16 protein-coding genes are annotated in these 22,608 nt (G+C 52.8%); 7 read left to right on the top strand and 9 right to left on the bottom strand.

The genetic code is table 11. The features are described 5' to 3' along the window. The first annotated feature begins 67 nt into the window (after positions 1 to 67). Positions 68 to 1,540 carry an SLC5 family protein gene (locus ACMAY6_RS05040; RefSeq protein ID WP_435214988.1) on the top strand — a complete coding sequence of 491 codons (1,473 nt, stop codon included), beginning with the start codon at positions 68 to 70 and terminating at the stop codon, positions 1,538 to 1,540. A 79-nt stretch (positions 1,541 to 1,619) separates the two neighbouring features. On the opposite strand, the gene ACMAY6_RS05035 is transcribed toward ACMAY6_RS05040, so the two are convergent. Next, positions 1,620 to 3,752, bottom strand: coding sequence for an alpha-galactosidase (locus ACMAY6_RS05035; RefSeq protein ID WP_435214986.1), 2,133 nt, complete (start codon positions 3,750 to 3,752; stop codon positions 1,620 to 1,622). Positions 3,753 to 3,922: 170 nt separating this feature from the next. Here ACMAY6_RS05035 and ACMAY6_RS05030 point away from each other — a divergent pair, with 170 nt between their 5' ends. The 3 genes from ACMAY6_RS05030 to ACMAY6_RS05020 are packed head-to-tail and all read left to right on the top strand — an operon-like array spanning position 3,923 to position 8,119. Beyond that, the gene (locus tag ACMAY6_RS05030; protein WP_435214984.1) at positions 3,923 to 4,993 is read left to right on the top strand and encodes a UDP-glucose--hexose-1-phosphate uridylyltransferase; all 1,071 of its coding nucleotides are present in this window, start codon (positions 3,923 to 3,925) and stop codon (positions 4,991 to 4,993) included. Then, complete coding sequence (gene galK, locus ACMAY6_RS05025; RefSeq protein WP_435214983.1) at positions 4,990 to 6,129, top strand: galactokinase; 1,140 nt, start codon at positions 4,990 to 4,992, stop codon at positions 6,127 to 6,129. The genes ACMAY6_RS05030 and galK overlap by 4 nt, the downstream gene beginning before the upstream one ends. Next, the gene (locus tag ACMAY6_RS05020) at positions 6,122 to 8,119 is read left to right on the top strand and encodes a beta-galactosidase (protein ID WP_435214981.1); all 1,998 of its coding nucleotides are present in this window, start codon (positions 6,122 to 6,124) and stop codon (positions 8,117 to 8,119) included. The genes galK and ACMAY6_RS05020 overlap by 8 nt, the downstream gene beginning before the upstream one ends. A 51-nt stretch (positions 8,120 to 8,170) precedes the next feature. On the opposite strand, the gene galE is transcribed toward ACMAY6_RS05020, so the two are convergent. Then, entirely contained in the window at positions 8,171 to 9,160 is a 990-nt protein-coding gene (gene galE / locus ACMAY6_RS05015; protein WP_435214979.1) for a UDP-glucose 4-epimerase GalE, read from the bottom strand. Positions 9,161 to 9,639: 479 nt separating this feature from the next. On the opposite strand from galE, the gene ACMAY6_RS05010 reads away from it, so the two are divergent. Both ACMAY6_RS05010 and ACMAY6_RS05005 read left to right on the top strand, forming a co-directional pair. Continuing rightward, positions 9,640 to 10,554 carry a histone deacetylase family protein gene (locus ACMAY6_RS05010; protein ID WP_435214977.1) on the top strand — a complete coding sequence of 305 codons (915 nt, stop codon included), beginning with the start codon at positions 9,640 to 9,642 and terminating at the stop codon, positions 10,552 to 10,554. A 153-nt stretch (positions 10,555 to 10,707) separates the two neighbouring features. After that, a complete protein-coding gene (locus ACMAY6_RS05005; protein ID WP_435214976.1) occupies positions 10,708 to 11,307 on the top strand; it encodes an ACP phosphodiesterase in 600 nt (199 codons plus the stop codon). A 16-nt stretch (positions 11,308 to 11,323) separates the two neighbouring features. Here ACMAY6_RS05005 and ACMAY6_RS05000 read toward each other — a convergent pair whose 3' ends face one another. From ACMAY6_RS05000 to ACMAY6_RS04970, 7 genes are all read right to left on the bottom strand, one after another. Beyond that, positions 11,324 to 12,298 (bottom strand): dipeptide epimerase, encoded by a 975-nt coding sequence (locus ACMAY6_RS05000; RefSeq protein ID WP_435214974.1) that lies wholly within the window; start codon positions 12,296 to 12,298, stop codon positions 11,324 to 11,326. Positions 12,299 to 12,367: 69 nt separating this feature from the next. Further along, the gene (locus ACMAY6_RS04995) at positions 12,368 to 13,372 is read right to left on the bottom strand and encodes a DUF1611 domain-containing protein (RefSeq protein WP_435214972.1); all 1,005 of its coding nucleotides are present in this window, start codon (positions 13,370 to 13,372) and stop codon (positions 12,368 to 12,370) included. Further along, entirely contained in the window at positions 13,372 to 14,904 is a 1,533-nt protein-coding gene (locus tag ACMAY6_RS04990) for an N-acyl-D-amino-acid deacylase family protein (protein ID WP_435214971.1), read from the bottom strand. The genes ACMAY6_RS04995 and ACMAY6_RS04990 overlap by 1 nt, the downstream gene beginning before the upstream one ends. Positions 14,905 to 15,035: 131 nt before the next feature. Beyond that, a complete protein-coding gene (locus tag ACMAY6_RS04985; protein ID WP_435214969.1) occupies positions 15,036 to 16,772 on the bottom strand; it encodes an isocitrate/isopropylmalate family dehydrogenase in 1,737 nt (578 codons plus the stop codon). Between the two features lie 367 nt (positions 16,773 to 17,139). After that, entirely contained in the window at positions 17,140 to 18,609 is a 1,470-nt protein-coding gene (locus ACMAY6_RS04980) for a porin (protein ID WP_435214967.1), read from the bottom strand. A gap of 565 nt (positions 18,610 to 19,174) precedes the next feature. Next, complete coding sequence (locus ACMAY6_RS04975) at positions 19,175 to 19,855, bottom strand: TIGR00153 family protein (protein WP_435214965.1); 681 nt, start codon at positions 19,853 to 19,855, stop codon at positions 19,175 to 19,177. A 162-nt stretch (positions 19,856 to 20,017) separates the two neighbouring features. Continuing rightward, positions 20,018 to 21,298, bottom strand: coding sequence for an inorganic phosphate transporter (locus ACMAY6_RS04970; protein WP_435214963.1), 1,281 nt, complete (start codon positions 21,296 to 21,298; stop codon positions 20,018 to 20,020). 410 nt (positions 21,299 to 21,708) lie between these two features. On the opposite strand from ACMAY6_RS04970, the gene ACMAY6_RS04965 reads away from it, so the two are divergent. Continuing rightward, a complete protein-coding gene (locus ACMAY6_RS04965) occupies positions 21,709 to 22,440 on the top strand; it encodes a flavin reductase family protein (protein ID WP_435214961.1) in 732 nt (243 codons plus the stop codon). Positions 22,441 to 22,608 lie beyond the last annotated feature (168 nt).

The raw sequence follows: 22,608 nt of genomic DNA, 5'->3' as shown, positions 1-22,608 counted from the left end.
TTTCGTTACTACGCGCTTGCTGTTAGTCTCAGGCAGCCCTAGCCACCCACTATAAAGCGGAAAGCTCATGCCCATCGATCCACTGCAAATTTTGGTCTTCATTGCAATTACCGCTTTAATCGCAGGCTTGACCTGGCGCCGCTGCGTGCAGGACACCGCTCACCTCAGCCCAGCAACCTCTACGCGAGACGACGTCTTTCTTGCGGGTCGCGGCCTTAGCTGGGTCGTGGTTGCCGGGTCTATTACGCTGACCAATCTCAGCACCGATCAGCTGGTTGGAATGAACGGCAATCAAATGGCGCTGCTGGCGTGGTGGGAATTATCAGCCGTCGTCGGTCTTATTATTCTCGCCAAAGTCATTCTGCCGGTTTACTACCGCTATCAATGCACCACCACTACTGAGCTCTTGGAGAAACGCTACAACGACTACCGCATAAGAGCGCTAATTGGACTGCTATTTTTGTTGGGGAATTTATTCATCTTTATTCCCGCCATGCTCTACAGCGGCGCGCTGTTCATGCAAACACTTTTTAATGTGGAGCTTCCGATAATTATCATAGCCACCGCTTTCGCGGTTGTTGGAGCGGCCTACGCCGTTTTAGGCGGCCTGCGGGCCGTCGCTATTTCTGACGCCTACAGTGGCGTGCTTTTATTATCGCTGGGAATGGTTGTGGTTTTTTTGGCCCTAGCAGCGATCGACTTTGATTTTTCTGGCATCCCCGCCGAGCGGCTAACGCTGATCGGCAGCAATGACTCGCCAATTCCGTGGCATACCCTGCTGACCGGCATGTTGTTCATCCAAATTTTCTATTGGGGCACCAACCAAACCATTACGCAGCGTGCCATGGCCTCCCCAACCGTTAAGGAAGGCCAGAAAGGCGTTATCGCCGCGGCGGCCATACGCTTACTAATTATTCCTCCTATGGTCGTTATACCCGGCATCGTTTCCTTCAAGCTCTACGGCGATATCGGAGATGCCGCTTTTGGCAAGATTGTGGGAGAGGTACTTCCGCTTTGGTTATCAGGCGCCTTCGCAGCCGCCATTGCCGCCGCCGTACTGACCAGCGTTAACAGTGTTTTAAACTCATCCACCGCTCTATACGTTTGCGACATTCACGAGCGCTTCATCGCGCCAGAGCCCGACCTCCGACGACTCAATCTGATCATAACGGTCAGTTTTGTATTGATAGGTCTGGCCATGGTGCCAATTTACGCCCAAGCCGAGAGCATCATTAATTTAGTTCAGGAGCTTTATGGCTTACTCAGCATGCCAATACTCTCGGCGTTCATTGTGGGCCTGCTGTTTCGTGGGGTATCTGCTGGGGCCGCGATTGTTGCCGTGGTATTGGGGGTCTTGCTGTACGGATTTTTCTCCTTTGTTTGGGCACCCTTCCACTACATTCACATGATGTTTATCACCGTGATTTTCTGCGTATTTGCCGCTCTGCTTGTCAGTCGCTTCGTTTTCGGTGCCACACCGCAATGGGCCCCGGCCATTCTTTTTGATTCGTCAAAGGATGGGTCAACCTTTCAGAATTAATGAATGCCGTAGGCGAAAGGTACTGTACCCCCTACACGCCCTCAGGCTGGCTCCAGCGGTCGGTAAACTTCGTTACTAACTAAGCCTGACTCAAGTGGTAAATGAGCACGCTCTCAGGCTTACGAATGGGCAGTGCGATGCCTAACTGCATGAGCACAGCACCCGACAACGGTCGCTCTTGCAGGGATGCCACATGGTCATTTAGAAACTCGCTATCGATAGGCGGCCAGATACATTGCACTCGGTAGTGTGCGCTGCTATCCAACCCCTGAAAGCGGTAACGCACAGGAAAGGGTCGAAGAGCGCTCATCAGCTGAGCATGGCAAAACAGCGCCTCTTCCTGCGCCATAGATACCACGCCCCAACCCATTTCCTCTTTGGGCCTATTGAGGCGTTGTGGCTGACCGCTGTGCAAGAGTTGTCGGTGATCCTTGTGAAGCTGAATCAACGACATCAAAGTCTCTCGGTCATGATTACCCAGCGTTGTGATGTCCATCTCAACACCTAAGTGTCCCCAAAAGGCTACCCCGGCACGAAAGGTCAGGGCGTGTTGTCGCCCGGTTAGATGGCAGGTTTCAGGACCAATGTGGCTGCCCATTAACTCGGGCGGGTAAAACAGTGAAAAACCGCTCTGAACACTGAGCCGATCGAGAGCGTCGTTGGTGTCGGAGGGCCAAAATCGACTGGCATAGTTTAAGATACCGCAGTCCACACGCCCCCCGCCTGACGCACAACTTTCAATTTCCACTTCAGGAAAGTCGGTCTTAACACGGTTCAATAGTCGATATAGCGCTTGAGTCTGATCACTAACCGCGGGGTGGCCCAGTGCGTTCCCCGCTTGATGAATATCGCGATTCATATCCCATTTCAGGTAAGTAATAGCGTGTCGACCCAGCAGTGTTGAGAGGGCTTCGAAAATATAAGCCTCTACCTCGGGACGGGCGAGGTCCAACACTAATTGATGTCGAGCTAACATTTTTGGTGACGGGTCATGACTTAAAACCCAGTCTGGATGACTGCGATAGAGATCACTGTCCGGGCACACCATTTCGGGCTCAACCCACAAACCAAACTCCATCTCATTGCGGCTGCAGGCCTCAATCAGCGGAGTCAAACCCCGGGGCAACTTTTGAGTATCTGCCCACCAATCACCCAACGAGCTTTGATCATCGTTGCGTCCACAGAACCAACCATCGTCGAGTACAAAACGCTCTATACCTAAATTTGCAGCTTGCTCAATCAGCCCCAACAACTTCGACTCGTTGACGTTAAAATAGTGTCCCTCCCACGTATTGATCTGCACCGGACGTGGCTTTTTTTGCAGCTCTCCAACGGTGGGGAACTGCTCTCGGATGAAGCGGTGCCACTGACTTGATAGCCCCGTCAATCCTCCATTTGAAAAACTGCACCAGACAACAGGCGCGCTATGAGCAGCCCCCGGGCTTAGCACGATTTCTTCTGGCGCTAATAGCTCACCCAGCTGTAAGTAACGGCGGCCATCCACTAGCTGCTCGACTCGAAGACGATGATTGCCGCTCCAAGCCAGGTGGCAGGACAAGGCTTGGCCATAGGCTGCTGACAGCTCCTTTTCATGTACGACAACACTCGCAGAACCCCGGTGTGAAGTTCGCCCTGTCCGATTCTCTCTGGAATATGCAACTTGCCGAAGAGACTGAGTTTGAGATTGAAATTCAAGGCCCCAGCGTCCGCTAAAATCAGTGAAATCAGAAAAATAATCAGGAATCGGCAAAGTTAAATTGCACTGGTCCAAACTCAACATTTCGGAGCTGCTGTCATTAACGACAGTGACTGCAATAGAAAGTGCCGCACCAGCGGTGGGCAGTGTCAACTCGTAGCGCACACTGACCTGCGTCATCGCGCAGGTTGCTATTAGCACAAGGCGATCACTCTGAGGCTGGCTAACCTGCTGTAATACGGAGTGCAGCTGCCAACTTTGCCGCCCCCTGCGGACGGCAATACCCGGATGACCCAGCCACCCTGAGGTGATGTCGGGCAACAACGCAATGGGAGGCTCCTCCGGGAGCGAGGCGGGCGCCTCATGGCGATCAAGCAGCGCTAGATCAGCGGCATCAAAGCGTTCTAACCGGGGGCCTATATAGGCAATCGCGGGTAGTCGCTGGCGGCAATCTACCAGGACAGAGATATCAGCATTGATCAATTGGTAAAACGGTTGGAATTTGGAGTTTTCCATTCCCACGGTACTCGACCCTATTTTAAAATCTTATGACAAAATCGCCGCTGCAATTCAAAGCGTGAAGCATACCGTGACACCCTGCTTCAGATACACTCCCAAGCGAGGATTGATTGCATCGAGATCGGCAGGCGATGGCAAGTTGTCATCGACATCACCCCGGAGAAATTTTGAGCCAGACAAACAGCTATCGACGTAAGAATGCATTAACGGGCGATTGGGTGCTGGTCAGCCCTCAGCGCGGCAATCGGCCCTGGTCGGGGGAAGCAGCCGCTGCTGATTCAGAGGAAAGGCTGACGTTTGACCCCAATTGCCCCCTCTGTCCGGGAACCGAACGCGCCAACAATACGTTTAATGCCGATTACCGCGGGCCCCATGTATTCAACAACGATTTCTCAGCGCTCACGGGCCCTGAGGTAAATCAAGAACGGGAACCGGGAAATGTGACAGGTGAAGCCAATGACGCCAGTCCCGGATTCATCATCGAAGAAGCCGCTGAGGGAGAATGCCGCGTAATTTGCTTTGATCACCGCCACGATAGAACCCTGGCAGACTTCAGCCAAAGTGAGTTATTCCGCCTCCTAGAGGTAATACAGCAGGCCTACCGGGAACTTTCAGCGAAGTATCGCTGCGTTACCCTGTTCGAAAATAAAGGCGCGCTGATGGGCTGCTCTCAACCTCACCCCCACGGACAAATTTGGGCCCATGCCCACCTTTCTTCAACCATCGCCACTGAAGATCAACGCCAAGTAGACTATTTTCGAGAAAACGGTTCGGCTTTACTCGCGGATTATCAACAGTGGGAATCGAAACTCAATGAACGCGTCGTCTTTGAAAACGCCGACTGGTTGATTGTTGTTCCGTATTGGGCGGCGTGGCCCTTTGAAACTTTACTGCTGACCAAAGGAACTCAAAGCGACTTTGCTGAGCTTACGCCAGGCAACCTCGAAACTCTCGCCGAGGCATTAGCGGTGCTCAATCGCACTTACGATGCCCTCTTCGATTGCTCCTTTCCCTATTCCATGGGGTGGCATAACGCACCCTCTGATCAGCCGAAAAAACACTGGCGACTGCATGCGCATTTTTTTCCTCCGCTGTTGCGGTCTGCAAACATTAAGAAACACATGGTGGGCTATGAAATGCTGGGCGAGCCTCAGAGAGATTTAACCGTTGAGTCGGCCGCTCATAAACTGCGGCAACTGGCAGACCCCATCAAACAGCAGCTGGCGAAATCCTCATGAGCGTCAACTTATTTGAACAGCACTTCGATGTATCACCCGAGGGCACGGCTTCAGCGCCCGGTCGGGTCAATTTGATCGGCGAGTTCACCGATTACAACGACGGCTGGGTATTACCCTGTGCTTTGCAGTTTCGTTGCCACGTTGCGTGGCGGCGCCGAGAAGACAACACAATTACCGCAGTTTCTCGAGAATATCCCGACGAAATTGACTCTTTCCAAGCTTGCGATGAATACAAGCCCAGCACCCGCCCTTGGGCTAACTATATTCGGGCCATTGTGGCGGCCCTGCGAAGTGAAGGCTATGTGACCCAGGGCATTGACCTGGCCCTATGGAGCGACGTTCCTCAGGGACGTGGACTCTCTTCTTCTGCCGCACTCGAAGTCGCCCTGCTGGGCGCCCTTAACAGCGCTTTCAATTGGAATATTGACGGCGCAGAAATTGCCAAGCTTGGGCAGCTCTCCGAGAATGCTTTTATTGGCTGCCAGTGCGGCATTATGGATCAGCTGATATCAACCAAGGCTCAGCCCGGCGCTGCTTTACTCCTTGACTGCCAGTCTTTGGAAGCAATCTCTGTGACAATCCCCAAGCAGTGGTCAATTGTTATCCTAGATTCAAACTACCCACGCAAACTGGTCGATAGCGAGTACAACGCTCGAAGGGCTGACTGCGAAGCGGCCTGTGCCGCAATGACCATACCTTCTCTGAGAGCCGCAGATACTCAGCGACTCGCTGCCTGTCGGGACACCCTGACAGCAACGCAATACCGTCGTGCAGCCCATGTTCTGGAAGAAAATAAACGGGTCAAGGCAACCGCAGCAGCCCTGCAGCAAGCTGACTTAGCGGCAGTCGCTGAGCAGTTAGCAAACGGACATCACTCCCTCGCTAATCACTATGAGGTTACCGTACCCGCGACCGACGCCCTGGTGGCTATCGCAAAAGCTGAATTAGGCAATCGGGTCGCCGCACGCCAAACCGGAGGGGGATTTGGTGGCGCCGTCGTATGCCTTTGCCATCGCGACGATGTGCCTCAGCTCCTTAATGCGGTCGAACGTGACTACACCCAAAGAACAGGACTTAAAGCAACCACTTTTGTCTGCGAAGCAGGCACCGGTCTAGAGGTTAATAACAATGGCTAAGCAAAATTTTGTCGGCGGCTTTTCCGAGTTGGCGCTAGGGGTTTGCTATTACCCGGAACATTGGCCAGAACAAGATTGGGCCGACGACGCAGCGCAAATGCGCGCATTAGGATTACGCTGCGTGCGAATTGGCGAGTTTGCCTGGTCAAAGCTTGAGCCACAACGAGATCAATTTGACTTCGGCTGGCTGGATCGTGCCATTGCCACCCTTGCAGCCGAGGACTTGAAAGTGGTGCTCTGCACTCCAACGGCGACACCGCCAAAATGGCTCATCGATGAACACCCCGCAATACTCCCCAGAGACCCCAGCAGTGGTCATGAACGCGGCTTTGGATCTCGACGCCACTACGATTTCTCCAGCACCACCTACCGCGACGAGGCCGTGCGAATTTCTACGGTTTTAGCGAAACGCTATGGCAGCGATAGCCGGATTATTGGTTGGCAAACCGATAATGAACTGTGCTGCCACGACACCGCCCACAGCCGGTCCGACAGCGCACGACAGGCCTTCCAAGGTTGGTGCCAAGAACGTTATGAAACCATTGGCCATTTGAATACAGCTTGGGGCAATGTTTTTTGGTCAATGGAGTACCCAAGTTTTAGCACTATTGAACTGCCCTTTGGGGCCGTGACCGAAACCAACCCAGCCCATCAAATCGCCTATCGGCGCTTTGCCTCAGATCAAATTTTACGTTTCCACGATGCCTGCTGTAGCGCCATTGGAGACCACGCCCGTAATCAGTGGATAACCCACAACTTCATTCCAATGAAGGACACCCAAACCGATTGCTTTTCTCTGGCAGCGCCCCTCGATTTTGTGAGCTATGACAGTTACCCGCTGGGACGGAGTGAATTTCTACTGGGTCTGGATGAACCTGAGTTGGCGCGACGTTACATGCGCACCGGGCACCCTGACTACACCGCCTACTACCTTGATCAATGCCGCGGCCTCAAAGATCGTGGCTTCTGGATTATGGAGCAGCAACCCGGCCCCGTGAATTGGGCACCCTCTAATCCTCGACCAGCGCCTGGCATGGTCGCCCTTTGGACCCTTGAGGCCATCGCCCATGGCGCCGACGTCGTGTCTTTTTTCCGCTGGCGCCAGGCGCAATTTGCTCAGGAGCAAATGCATGCCGGACTGCTTCGACCCGATCGGTCCCGCAGCGATGCCTGGCAGGAAGTCGAAACTGTCGTTGGGGTACTCAAGACACTCGAGAACGAGTCGCTGCCGCAACCACAGGCTCACGTAGCGCTGGTCACCGATGTTAGTGCACAGTGGGTTTCTGACATTGAACAGCAGGGTCAAGAAGTTGAGGCCCACCGAGTGGCTTTTCAGTTTTATCGAGCCCTGCGTCAGCTGAATGTCAGCGTCGATATTGTGAGTACCTCAGCCGATCTATCGCAATATGCATTGGTCGTTGTAGCCTCTATGCCCATTATTTCAAACACATTGCTGGAGGCCTGTGAGCAATCCGGCGCAACCTTGCTGTTTGGTCCGCGTTGCGGTGCCAAAACTGAGGAGTTTCAGATCCCTCCCAATCGCGCCCCCGGTGTGCTCCAGTCATGGTTAGATCTACAGGTTAATTCTGTGGAAACCCTGCGACCCGATGTAGCAGAGCCTTTTGAGTACCAAGGCGAAGTATTTCAAAGCCGCTTGTGGTGCGAGGATCTGTCGGTGGGTAGCGCCACCGTAGCGGCCCTCTATCAGGAAGACCGCCCCGCTTTGGTTCGCAAAGGGCGATGCCTGTATTTGGCCACCCTTACTGACGACGCCTTCCTGCGACAGCTGCTGGGGGATCTGCTGAGAGAACGAGAGATAATGGTTCACGAGTTGCCTGAGGACGTGCGCATGATGACCCGGGGCTCGGTCACATTTGCCTTTAACTACGGCGCAGAAGCTCACACGTTAGACGCTCCACCTAGCGCCGAATTTCTCGTGGGGAGTGTCAAGCTGCCGCCCCGAGGATGCTGTATTTGGCGGGGCGAGTAAGGATGGCTGGAACCACCTCCCTACTACCCACCCCATCGATAAAACGCGCTGTTAGCGCGCCTGCAGACGCTGGCGCTCTTGCTCCCACAACCAAGCAGAGTCAACAATCTCACGCAGGCCTCGCGTCGCACGCCAACCCAATATTTGGCCTGCTCGACCGGCATCTGCTACAAGTCGTGGCGGATCGCCCTGCCTACGAGGCCCTATATCATGGGTAATTGGCTGCCCTACCGTGGTTTCGCAGGCCCGCAGAATTTCACGCACCGAATAGCCTGCTTCACTGCCAAGGTTGAGCGTATGGAACCCCCCTTCGCGGTGTAGCATTGCCATTGCTTTGAGGTGGGCTTGTGCAAGATCAAGAACGTGAATGTAATCGCGAATGCAGGTGCCATCGGGCGTGTCGTAATCGTCACCAAAAATGGTTAGTGGGCGTGCTTCTCCCGCGGCCTTGCGTAATACATTGGGAATAAGATGTGTTTCAGGCTCATGCCACTCGCCTCTATGGGCATCGGGGGCAGCACCTGCCGCATTAAAGTACCGCAAACACACCGCGTGCATTGCTCCCTGTTTGTGAACCGCAGACAGCAGTTGCTCCATAGCTAGCTTAGTCTCGCCATAAACATTGACGGGGTTTAACGGGTGCTCCTCGGCTATGACGGCCGATTGAGGGCTGCCATAAACAGCCGCGGTTGAAGAAAACACGCAATGGCGCCAGTCATTCTCAAGCGCAACCTCCAATAGGTTAGCCGTGCCAGTGACGTTATTTTGGTAATACAGTAGAGGCTTCTGACCCGACTCACCCACCAAAGATTTCGCGGCAAAATGAAAGACACCATCAAAATGCCGGTGCAACAGCGCGCTGCGCAAAGCCGCCAGATCTCGAATATCGACTTCGATCACTTCATGGCCCTCGGTCGCCCAGCGATGCCCCGTAGAAAAATCATCAAGCACCGTCGCCTGATGCTGGGCCCCAACGAGGGCGAGCACTAGGTGCGAACCAATATATCCCGCGCCACCCGTTACCAAATAATGCAAAGACATGCTCCTGTGATCTGTCTGCGTTATGTCATGTTGTGACGTCGAACATTATGCGTGATTTGGCGAGCAACGTGTCGTCAGTACGCAGATTTTACTGCACGCACGCGATACAAATTTCTACGGCGTTCTAGGCTAACCAGAGGGTTTGCCAATAAGACGACTTCGTTACGCGCAGCGCGTTACGCTAGGCAACGCAATAATAGCACCGGCCAAGAGGGCATTGCGGAGGGGACTCTGCAACACCAACTCGCAAAGTGCTCTCATCTTTTTCTTGAGGAAATCCGTCGCTCTATTGTGCTCTGACACTATTTGAACAAAGCGCAACCAGCACCGTATTGGGCTGCCATTTCATAGATGCCGGTTTTACAGACTCTGTTATTAGAGACACCCGTTTTACAGAGACCGCTTTAACCAACACACCATTTGCCAATACACTCTACGTCAACACACGAAAAGCGGTTGAGGTTGAGAGCGTTCTAATCATGCTGATTTATACCCATCAAAATTGCATTGAACATGAGGTTCCCCAGGGTCACCCGGAACGACCTGATCGGCTAATACATCTTTTACAGCATTTGAAAGACACCGGCGTTACCGATGACTTCCCGCTAATTCCTGCCCCAAAAATTAGCAGCGCTCAAGTCGATATTGCCCATGACCTTCATTACTTTTCGTCGCTTGAAGCGAAAAGCCCTCATGAAGGTCTAGAGGCCCTAGACCCGGACACTTGGATGAGCACCCTCAGCCTAGCAGCCGCTGAGCATGCCGCAGGGGCTGTATGGCAGGGCGTTAACGACGTTATCTCGGAGCGAGACTCTCGGGTTTTCTGCGCGGTGCGGCCACCCGGACACCATGCTGAAATCAGCAGCCCCATGGGGTTTTGTCTACTGAACAGCGTTGCTATCGCCGCGATTAACGCACTGGAAATTCCCAGCATTCACAAGGTCGCGATTCTCGACTTCGACGTGCATCACGGTAATGGCACGGTCGACCTTTGTAAGGACAACCCCAATATTTTAGTGTGCTCAAGCTTTCAACACCCCTTTTACCCCGGTCGATTTCACGACCTAGAGCGACCCAATATTGTGAATACACCACTGCCTTCAGGAACAGTCGGCAATGCCTTTCGCCAAGCCATCGCCCGTGATTGGTGGCCTGCCATTCATCACCATCAGCCCGACTTAATTCTGCTGTCAGCCGGATTTGACGGCCATCAAGCCGATCCCTTAGCACAGCTGCAACTCGTCGAAGACGATTATTACTGGATAACCCAAGAAATTGTTGCCTTAGCAAAACAGTATTCCAAAGGGCGAGTTGTTTCAGCCTTGGAGGGCGGCTACGACCTGCAGGCATTAGGCACTTCGGTCGTGGCACATCTTGAGGCTCTAAAAGGATGACGGTGAAAGCAAAAAAGCTGTCAATTTTGAGGCACGTGGCCAGCGTCCGTTTCTTAATGGCTGCGCCCATGCCCACAGCGTGTATCCAAAGCCTTTGGCCCATAACAACCGCCCGGCTCCGCACCGCTGTATGCCTTTGACCTTTGCCACTTTATGAATTATCTGGCCCACCTACTCCTTGCCGATAGAACCTCAAACAGCTTGCTGGGCAGCCTTATGGGAGACTTTGTGAAGGGCCCCGTTGACCGGGCAATGTCCGAACCGCTGCGCGCAGCCATTGTTCAACATCGCCGTGTCGATTCTTTTACCGATGCACACGCTATCGTAAAACGCAGCAAAGGCCGCATTAGCCCCGAGTTCAGACGCTATGCCGGAATTTTGATCGATGTTTTTTATGATCATTTTTTAGCCACTCAGTGGGTCAGTTTTAGTGACCAGCCACTCAGCACCTTCACAACACAGGTATACGCTCAGTTAGAACAGAACAGCCATTTTGCACCGGACAGAATGCAGCGCACACTGCATTATATGATTCATTTCGATTTACTCGGCAGCTATCAACAAATGAATGGCATTCACCGAGCGCTGTGTGGCATTGAGAGCCGGCTCAAGCGCCCCAGCCAATTGGGCCGTGGGATTATTGAGCTGCAACAAAACCACAATGCGCTGCTTGCAGATTTCATGGACTTTTTTCCAGAGCTAATTCAGTTCGTCGAGGATAGCCCCGCTAGCACAGAGGGTGTCCTGAGCTGATCGTGCTGAAAAAGTGCTATCCCCAGAGCTCGGGAGCTGGGGGTTGAATGACCCCATTAATAATCTGTAATTCAGGCTGCACATCATTGGACTGCCACAAGGGGCCATCGAGATCGACAAAAGCAGCGCCCTGAGCCACGACCATTGCCGGCGCCATGGCCAATGACGAGCCCAGCATATTCCCGACCATGACCTGCTTACCGTACTGACGACACCAATCTCGCATGCGCAGCGCGTCGGTAAGGCCGCCACATTTATCCAGTTTGATATTTATCGCCTGATAGCAGTCGGCAATACGTTCGAGGTCACCACTTGCCTGGCAGGATTCATCGGCACACAGCGGCACGGGGTAATTTAAGTTCTCGAGACGAAAATCTTGGTCAGGCGCGAGGGGCTGTTCGAGCAGCGCAACATTTAGCCGCTGTAAATCGTCTCCCAAGTTCCACAGCAAGCTTTCAGGCCAGCTGCCATTAGCGTCGATAACGATGCTAGCGTCTGGGCGAGCCTCGCGCACGGCCTCTAGACACTGGAGCGTTTCGTTGGCGTTTAACTTAAGTTTGAGGTGTTTTAGGTGGGCGGCATCTCGGGCACATTTGGCCATATTTTCGGGATTATCAAGGGACAGGGTATAAAGCGTCGCAACGGGGCTCAGCGGTATGCCTGTAAGGGCTGCGATACCCTTGGAGGCGTGTTTTGACCGTAAATCCCACAGCGCGCAATCCAATCCGTTGCGGCTTCCCCCCGGAGGAAGCAGGGCCTGTAAATTAGAGCCGTTTAATGACGCTAGAGTCGCCTCACTAAGTTGTCCTAACTCCTGCTCCATGGAAGTGATCGTCTCGCCCAAATAATCGACCCCCATGGTCTCAGCTCGACCTTTGATGCCGTCAATACTGAGCTCAATATGCAAGACATCGATTTCAGAGACCGTTTCCCCTGCGGTGACAAATGGCGCAGTCATCGTCCATTGGCGCGGTGTGATTTTGAGTTTCAACTCACCTCCTTCCACAGCGTCCTGACGCAATTAAAATTCAGCCTAAGCCCCTGCATCACAGGCCATCCATCAGGTTAGAACCGCTACCCAGGGTGCCAAATCGTTTCGCATCGGATCCAAACAGGGTAATCCTGTTTGTTCAGAGACCTCAGCACACACCCGCTTCGCCTCCTCTGCAGTGAGTGTTGATGTATTGAGACTCACACCCACCACCCGCGCCAGTTTATTCGTTAGCGATGCAGCCTCCTCATACCGGGTAATACAGGTTTTTAAATCAGGAATTTCGAAGGCTTCATATTCATCAATCGCCGTCCGACCCGCATCGTGACACAGCAGCAACGCATCAGGCTGACTGCCATGGAGCAGGCCCAACGTTACCGCAGCATAAGCCGGATGAAACAATGAGCCCTGCCCCTCTATAACATCCCAATGCGCCTCGGCCGCGTCAGGGCTTAAGCACTCTGCAGCCCCAGCAATAAAATCTGAGACCACCGCATCCATTGGGATGCCCCCACCAGCGATCATAATGCCGGTTTGCCCAGTTGCACGAAATGTAGCGGAGAAGCTTTGATTTTTAAGCTCTCGAGCAAACGCAAGGGCCGTATATTTTTTCCCCACACAGCAGTCTGTACCCACCGTCAGCAAACGTTTACCTGTTCGACGTTGGCCGCTGGCAATAGGAATATTGTCAGGGGCAACCCGCACATCGATAAGTTGCTGTTGCGCTGCGTGAGCCGCCTGAGACAGTGCCGGTAGCTCCTGTAAGTTTTGATGCAACCCGCTAACAATACTCAGCCCACTGTCTAGCGCATCAACCAGTGAAGAAATCCAGGCGGGCGCCAGGGCACCGCCCAAAGGCGCAACACCAATGAGGACACTTTTCGCCCCTGCCGCCACCGCAGCATCCGGGGTCATATCAGGCAAACCAAGATCGACGGTGCAACCGGGGAGACGCCACTGGCCCACACACTGCTCTGGTCGCCAATCACGAAGCCCAACGGCAGTCTTGGCATCCAGTGGGTTGGTGATATCACCCAAGAAAAGTAAATGAGGCGCGGGCAAGTGCAGGGGCATTAAGGGGTACTCATTCGACGAATAACGCGACCCGGATAAGCCTCAGTCTGGCGCCCGTTTTCCATAACCCGCGTACCATTGACCCAAACATCACTAATACCCACCGCGGCTAAAAAAGGTTCCGATGTCGTCGCACGATCGATGACAGTTGCGGGGTCAAACAGCACCAAATCAGCTTTGTAACCAGGCCTGATCACGCCTCGGTTTTTCATCCCTAAATGTTGTGCGGGCAAAGCAGTCATTTTCTGTACGGCGCTCTCTAGGGAAAAAAGTTCGGCATCTCGCGCGTAATGACCGAGCACCCGAGGAAAACTACCGGCGCCCCGGGGATGACGATCTTGTAAACCACCGTCAGTACAGATGTTGGTATGAGGCCAAGCCATAAGGTCCCGCAGATCGCTCTCGTCCATGCTGGTACCAATCATGCTGTCCCCGGGTTGGCCGGTTTTCTCTTCATAAGCTATCGACTGCTGCGCCAACTGAGAAAAGGCCTCCCCCGGAGTTTCATCACGCAAACCTGCAATCTCCATAAGGGTTTTACCTACATAGCTGGGTTCGGCGGGGAAATGCGTGAAAATAATCCCTTCAGGGGGTGCAAGCTCTCGCATAACCAGATCAATAGCTGGCATATCGAGTGGGTCTCGTTCGGGCAACAACACCATCATGTGCGACTGCCAAAAGATATACGGGTAAATATCTGCGGTAATATCAACGCCCTCAGCGCGGGCGGCATCTAATTGTTTGAGCAACGCAGGGGCGCTTCCCCAAAGACGCTTCATCGCGAGCTTAATGTGAGAGATTTGCACCGGCATACCGGTAACACGCCCTATCTCAATAATCTCTTCGATACTGTCTTCGAACCAACGATCTTCACTACGCAAATGACTAATGTAGCGACCGCCCCGCTGAGCGGTCTGCTGTGCCAGCAATAAAACTTCGGCTCGGGAACTGTAAATACCGGGCTCGTATTCCAGACCTGTCGAAAGGCCAATAGCTCCTGAGTTCAGCTCCGATCCCAGCAAGCTTGCCATCGACTGCATCTGTAATGGGCTCGCTTCCTCCCGGTTGCCTTTACCCATTACGGCATCGCGCAAAGTATTGTGGCCCACATAAGCCGCCACATTGATCTTGGCGGGAGTCTGCTCCAAGGCCTGAAAAAAATCCTTCAGCGGATAGGGCGAACTACCATCTTGGCCAACTACAACGGTGGTAATGCCTTGGGTGATTTTAGGTGCAGCACTGCGCTGAGTCAGTAGGTGCTCGTCCGCGTGGCTGTGGGTATCAATAAACCCTGGGCTCAGCACCAGGCCCTGAGCATCTACTAAGGTATCGGTAGCGCGCGCCGTCAAGTTTCCCACGTCGGAAATTTGGTCGCCGATGATTCGAATACTGCCTCGCTGGCCGGGACTACCCGTGCCGTCAAGCAACAGCGCATTGACGATAAGCGTGTCGGCCAAGGTTGGAATTGGCACTCCGAGACACAAAACCACTGGCACTAAAAGCCCGAAGAAAGTCTTCTTTCGCTGCCTCATAGTGCCCTCCCGTTTTACCTGTCGCTGCCACAACGGCGCCGATTCGCTTTGTCGTGATCACTACGAAAGGTACAGGCCTGCTTTTCGCAGGTCTACCCTACCGAGTCCGGCCAAGCGCTACCACGTAGGCCCTACTTTAGGTTGGCCTCCACCGCATCGAGAAACCCAATCATGTCGACCACGGCTTCTGTTTCGGGATTGAGAGTTTTGCCCTTTAGGTCACCGGTAATAGTCCCCTGTGACACCGTCTCAATGAGCGCTGATTTCAAGCTGCTCGCGTAGGTATCTAGTGCCGGGTTATTTTCTCGTCCCGCCAGCTCTTCAAGGGCATTGGCAACCGCAAAAATAAGTGCCGAGGAATTGAAGTTGGCCTCTTTGCCATCGGTTTCGAGGTAGCGTAGATAAAGGTCGTGGGCGGTACCGTGGGGCGCTTCAAACAGCTTGGTACCGTCTTTACTGATAATAATGGAGCTCGCCGTGGCGAGGCTGCCACCAAGTGCTGCAGAAATATCAGAGAAAATGTCCCCATCAAGGTTTTGTGCGGGGTATAGCCCCCAACGCGGCGGGTCGCAAATCATTTTGCTCAACTGCCGTGAAGGCCGCATGATCATGAAGGACGGGGGTGGAGTATCAAGAGCCGCCAGCTCTTGACGCAACTCTAAAATAATTGAGCTATAGACCTCGTCGTATTGCACGAACTCTCGCTTCAAGCCAAAGTAAATTTCTTTTTTATTAACTGCAGAATCCAGAAAAACCTGCTCCACCCAATCTTTAATAGCCTCGCGATCATTCGACATAAATAAAATAGGATCGCTAGCCTTGACCGTCCGTGCGTGCTTCTCCACACCATCGACCAAAACTTTAATCACACCATCTTCCGGTGCAGGCATGTTGTAGCTGCCATACTGGTCGCCGCCACCCGCGCTCATTCGTGAAATCGATACGTGGGCTTTGCGCTCGGGTAAGCCATAGCGCTTTAACTGCTGAACCAGCTTGTACAGCTTCATTCCGCTGACATTGTCGGGCACACCCCACAAGGCGCGCTCAGGAGGGTTAGAGATAATACGTGCCGCCTGCGCATCGATCAGCTCATAAAAGTAAGACAGCCCAGCAGCCGCTACTTGTTCTTTGTAGTCGCGCTCATAAATTTCTTCGATAGCGGCACGCATCACGCCGTCATAACCCGGAACTACGGTATCTTTAAGGCCAAGATAAATATCGCGATCCTCAGCAATAGCGCGCTGAAAAAAGCGATGGGCCCAAGCTTGCACTTCTTCGATGGCATTCGTTGCCAGCATCCAGGGATCACCCTTTTTCAGGCTGCGCCTGTGAACTTCCATCGGATCGCCACTGGCGCCTACGAAGATCACCTTGGCAACACCCGTCGCCTCTGACAGCTCGCTATAGCTGAAGTCCAAGCCCCCGGTTTCCATGGTATCGACCTCAATATCTCGATCGATCCATTGCGGGCGAACACTCTTCAAATTTCTAAACTCAATATCTTCGCGGGTGATATTGCCACTAATGCCTTTTCGAATCGCTCCGTTGGGTGACTTAGTCGCAAGCTTATCGAGTGTACTTTCGTCCACAGTAGGGTGACGCTCTAGCAGCGCATCAAGCTGGGCGCGGTTTACTGTCATTCCTGCATTTTTTATACCCACGCCGTGAGTCTTTAGAGCCTCGATCGCTTCTACGACCACTTCGCCATTACTAGTGAACCGCTCTTCAGCAGACAAGTCGACCTCGATCAAATCGATAGCGAGACGGCTGCGCACGAACTGCTCCAAAATGCGTTCGAAAGCAATTTGTGCCATCTCATCACCGTGCAAAACCACCAAGGGCTTTTCGACTTTTATTTTGGCGCTCACGCAGCACTCCCGGAATAACAAATTGTGGTGGGCAAAGGTACCCTGATTGGCCCCTTTGAGACATTGTAAAGTGCGGAAAAAATGCGACTTACATGTTCAACATAGCCTGGCAACTCACTTTTAGGGGTGCCACTTGGGATGAATGGCTGCCAAGTCGTCGAACTGTTCCACATTTCAGGGGTATTTGCGCTGAACCCGACGTTAGAAACACACAACGGTTGCTATCTCTAAGGTGTTAGACAACGGCAGTTGACGGCAGCAACAGGTGATCCCAAACACTACGCCAAACCCTGCCACTGTAACGACGCGAGAGTGGGGGGGCTAGAGAGCCCCCAGCATATCTAGGGGCTCAGCCAAGCCGAGAGCCTTAAAAGGAAACGTCCCATTGCAAACGAACTCTGTTTTCAGACTCCTTTTGCATTAGCAGCGTGTCATCCAAAGTCAGATGCGAGAAGTCAAAGGTCAACTTGTTTCGGTGGCCATTGAAAAACCAGTTCGCGCCCAGAGTGAATTCCTCTCGCTCGTTGTAGAGCATTCTGTCGGCTTTATTTGGCTCTTTGACGTAGGCGTATCGCGCCGCAAATTCAAGCGGTGCGGGAATCGCGTCAATCCAGTTGTGAAAAAAGTATCCCGCTTGAAAGTAGGCGCCTGTCAGGTCGCTCTCGGTACCCTCTACGCGGTCGGTAATAAACTTTCGATGCCATTCCTGCTGAACTGAAAACCCTCGGTACTTAAAAGCAAATTCCTGCAGACCCTGCTCAATTTTAAATTGGTCGTCTTGTGCAGTAGCAGGTTTGGCAAAGCCATCTAGGTTGCCACAGCCCGATGACGACCAACGGGTACAAGGTCCTTCGTTGGTCAGACCCGCGACTGCGAAGGAGCCCGTGGGAAGCTCGGTAAACTCAACGTCGGTTTGGCGCGTCTTCAACTGCCGCCCCAGAAAATTCCATTGCAACCGACCAACGTAGAGGTGTTCATCAGAGCTGTTTTTAACGCTGCGACCCTCGCCGTTAAAAACCCCTGCGTAATAATTAAGGTCCGCCAAACTGCCCTTGAATAGACGACCCCTAAGTTGCACACCTACCTGACGATCTACAGTAAAAATTCGATTTACGATGGACCGCTCTACAAATTGCTGACGCCCCGAGGAGTCGACCCTCTCACGGTTGAAGTCAACCTTCCACTGGCCCATTCGAATACCGCCCCAATCCCATTTCGCCAAATCGACGCGCCAGTCAATAACACGAGCCCCGGAAGAAATGGCATCAGCATCGACGTCTCGAGCGGGCTGAAGATCGACCTCGAAATAATACTTTATCCAGGGCTGAAACCCGTGACCGCCAATTTTCATACGCAGACGTCGCTGCTCAAAGCTAGACGTCGTGTCCGCGTTAAAGTTGCTCACTTGGCGTGGGTCAGAACCAAAGGGGTTGCTGTAGCGAAACTGCGCTCGCCACTGCAAATTAGTGGCAAAGTTTCCATCACGAGTCGCGAGTTGAAAGCCCTTGGACCCGTAGCTGGCTTGAATGGGTGACTCTTCAGAGACGGCACTGGCGACCGCCTCATCAATGGCTATTTGAATATTTTCATCCAGAGAAACATCGACTTCAAGCTCTTCTTCGCGCACCACTACGGTCTCAGGCGCGGGGGCAAGAATGTCTGCTGTGGTTAGCGACTCTTTGTCGACCAAACGATCAAACTGTTCTTGAGTTATCACGTCGTTTTGAAGGAGTATTTCCAGCAATTCTCTGTCAGCGGCCTGGGCGCCTTGGGCACCGAGAACCGTTACAAACAGCATTGGCGCAAACGTCTTTACCACTTGTTGTTGAAAAGTCATTAGGCTCTTCCTCGTCGATGATTGCCGCAAAATATGACAAGTTTGTTGCAGTAATATTACAGTGCACAGACTTTTCAATTTTTCCCCAAAATACTCGGAAAAATTTGCTTTTACACCCAGCTGCCAAGACCTGAAAAGCTTAGGCTCAGGCCGCCTGAGCCGCAACTCCTCGCACTTAAGCAACTGCAATATCGAGCTTTTGGGGAATGACCAGCGCTTTTAATTATTCAGCACTGACGCAAGGCACCGCATGTTAGCCCGCGCGCTTTAACTCGCCAATCGCGAACGCGAGACGCCTCCCGAGGGCTAATTTACGAGGGCACAGCCCAGCCAAATGGCAAAGTGCCGAAAAAGCAAAGTGAGGATTATTAGGGTTGTCTAGTGCGCAGACGAGTATCATTTCCATACTGCGGGCTGCGCCGCGTTGCGCCTGAAGCTCTGCGGCCAAAACTTTTGCCTGGTAGTCAGGTCTTAGCGGGAAAATAAAGGGTTTTGAGCTAGGTTACGCCCAAAAAAAAGGCCCAGGAGCAAAGCTCATGAGCCAAGCAACCACTGCTGGATGCTGCTAACTGTTGGCAATAATTTGGGCGCGGTGCGCGACTTTTTCAGCGCTATTAGCGATTTCTCCAATCTGGGAGAGTAGTTGATAAAGAAAAATTGCATCGACGGGAGATACGTTCTCTTCGTGAGCTTTAAGCTTGGAGCGAAGCTTTGTTTGCATCTCATCAGACTTACGCTCTAGCTTCTCCACGGCCAGCGATTTGGTCATTATGACCTTCACTTGACGGGCACCAAACGCGGTTCGCGACAACTCTCGCGTGGCAGTAACGACCTCAACTCCTAAACCCACACAGTCGACAATGGTCTTAATGTACTTGGCTAACGACTTCTCCAATGGCGCGGGAAACGCGAGCTCTCTGCCAAGAGATAGGCCGACCACATCTTTGGTGTGATTGGCCATCGTGTCCTGCATTCGTACTAATTCGAGAAGGTCAGAGCGAGACACCGACATCCATATACCTCGAGGCATGTTGCGACGAACGTTGCGCTTGAGGTCATCAGCAATTCCCTCAAGGTCAACAATCTCTGCCTGCACTTTCGCCGCCTTTGTCCACTTTCCTGCCTGAGCAGCGTCAAAGTAATCGGGTAATTTAGCGACACATTTCGCACAAGCTTTGACATGCTCATCCAGCATGGCCAGTGGTGAACTGCTAATCACTTCAGATATCGCAGACCTAACTTCCATGATGTTGCCCCTCAAATTTATAAAACATTAATTGACCAATGATGCCCAGCTGCACTGCGCGATATAAGTGCTGCGGCAGCGCCTTATGAAGCTGACGCCTAGACATTTGTTGCACACTTTTTCGGGCGACCGGTCGGCCATTCGCCAAGCTCATGGCTTCCATCAGCCGCCAAAGGCCGCGCGCAAGATAAAGAAGAATATCACGGATAATGTTGCTCCCGCCGGCAGCGTTACCACCCACGAGGTGACGATCGCGCCAATAGTGGGCAAGTGAAGTGCCTCTACGCCCCGCGCTAAACCCACACCGAGTACTGCACCCACCAACGTATGGGTTGTAGAAATGGGGAGCCCCGTGGCCGATGCCAACACTACCGTCGTCGCCGCTGCCAATTCCGCAGCGAAGCCACGACTGGGCGTCAATTCCGTAATTTTACGTCCTATGGTTTGTATTACTCGCCAACCGTAGGTGCCTAAACCCACAACGATACCCAGCGCGCCAACACCGAGAACCCACCAGGGCAAACCCGATTTAGCCACCACCTGACCCCCTGATTGGATCGTGCTGACCACGGCCGCCAAAGGCCCTACCGCGTTGGCCACGTCATTTGAGCCGTGAGCAAAGGCCATTGCACAGGCGGTAAAGATCATGAGGATTCCAAACACACGCTCAACGTTTGCCGCGCTGTTGATATCGCCGGAATCCGATTTGATACGACGCAGCAAAAAAGCGCCCATTAGTGCTACCGCTGCCCCGGTGAAAATCGAGAGCACCATGGCATTGGCAAACTTCGAATCCATGCCCAAGTCGACCTCGACACCAATATGCTTGAGCCCCTTCAGCAAGGTCACCATGCTGATCATAAAGCCAACGAGCCACATGTACACGGGCACATACTTTCTAGCACGGGCGAAGGTATCTTCATGATCAAGAATAAAGTGCTTCACCGACATGAAGAGCAAAAACGCGATAGTGCCCGAGAGCAGGGGCGAAACAACCCAGCTCGCGGCGATAGCGCCGACCTTGCCCCAGGCAACCGCATCCACTGAAATTCCCACCGCGGCGAACCCGACGATGGCGCCCACGATAGAGTGCGTCGTTGACACCGGCCAACCCCGCACACTGGCAATCGCCAGCCAGGTCGCAGCAGCCAGCAATGAGGCCAACATGCCATACACCAGAAGTTCGGGTGTATCGGCCAACAACGAGGGATCAACAATACCTTTGCGGATTGTAGAGGTCACCTCGCCTCCCGCGAGATAGGCCCCCAGGAACTCAAAGATTGCCGCCACTAAAATCGCTTGCTTGAGTGTGAGAGCACCGGCACCCACTGAAGTCCCCATGGCATTAGCGACGTCGTTCGCGCCAATCCCCCAAGCCATAAACAAGCCAAAGGCACACGCTAATGCCAGCAGTACAACACCATGAGAAGCAATGATTTCCACGATCTAAGATCCCTGTATGGACACTGTGTTGACGCGCAGTATAGCGGTAGAAATGTTACAGTCAGATGACAAATTGGCTCACGTGAAAAATAATTCAATATTTTTCAAACTATTGATTTATAACGTTTTTATGGGTTTTTGGCGTGACTTTCAGAAAAAACTCCCACAAATAACAACGTCACAAAGCGTCATTTATGACTCTATGTACGCTCAATTCCACACGTGATTGAAACCGTCTCATACCGCTATGCGCGCCCTGCGCACAACGGGTAAACAACGATATTAGCTGCGTTGAGCTGCGTCTGACTTTCTCCGGCTCAAGCCATGTCAATCTTGGTACCGACTAGACCTATTGTCTCGAGACTAACCACCGTTGATTCGAGAGGTTCAACGAGGCCTGATATTCGAGCATGAAAAATGTATCACGGTCAGGTCGAGGCTTTGCTGGTACCCTTCACCGTCCTCCACGCTACGAAACTTACGAGACCATCAGCATGTATTATGAAATGGCAGCCAATGACCACGGACTCCCCCACGACCCTCTCAAAGCTTTGGTCGCACCACGACCCATTGGGTGGATCAGCTCAATCAGCGCCGATGGCATACCCAACCTTGCCCCCTATAGCTTTTTCAATTTGCTCGCCACGTCACCGGCGATCGTGGGGTTTTCCAGCGGCATGCGCAAAGACTCTCAAAACAACATTGAAGAAACCGGTGAGTTTGTTTACAACTTTGCCTCGGTGGATTTAATTGATGCCGTTAACATCTCATCCTCCCATGTGGCCAGCACAGTCAACGAATTTGAGCTTGCCGGCGTGACTGCCGTCGCCTCTACCTGCATAAAAGCACCCAGAGTTGCCGAAGCCCATGCACACCTCGAATGCGAATACTTACAGACAGTAGAATTACCCCATGTTTCAGGGAAGGAAATCCCTTGGAGCCTGATCTTAGGACGGGTAGTTGCAGTACACATTGACGATGCGTTTATTAAAGATGGTCTTGTCGACACTGTGGGCATGCAACCCCTGACACGGATGGGTTACATGGATTACGGCGTATTGAGCCACAAGATCACCAAAGAGCGTCCTGAGGAAATTGGCAACATGGAGACAATCAAAGCCTCTCCACACATAGCAAAATAAACTAACGAAAGGTCGGCGCAAGTGTTCTGATAATCTCTCACCTGCAAAACCTTGGTCTAGCGCTGAACACTTAGAAAGCCTTGTAAGACGTTACTTCTAGTTGAAATAAATCGCGGATGATGCACATGCTGTCACATACAGGCTTCCACCGCGTATCTGAGACCCTAG

The organism is Luminiphilus sp. nBUS_16, assembly GCF_051201645.1.
GTDB lineage: Bacteria > Pseudomonadota > Gammaproteobacteria > Pseudomonadales > Halieaceae > Luminiphilus.
This window is presented reverse-complemented; position numbering and strand designations above follow the sequence as displayed.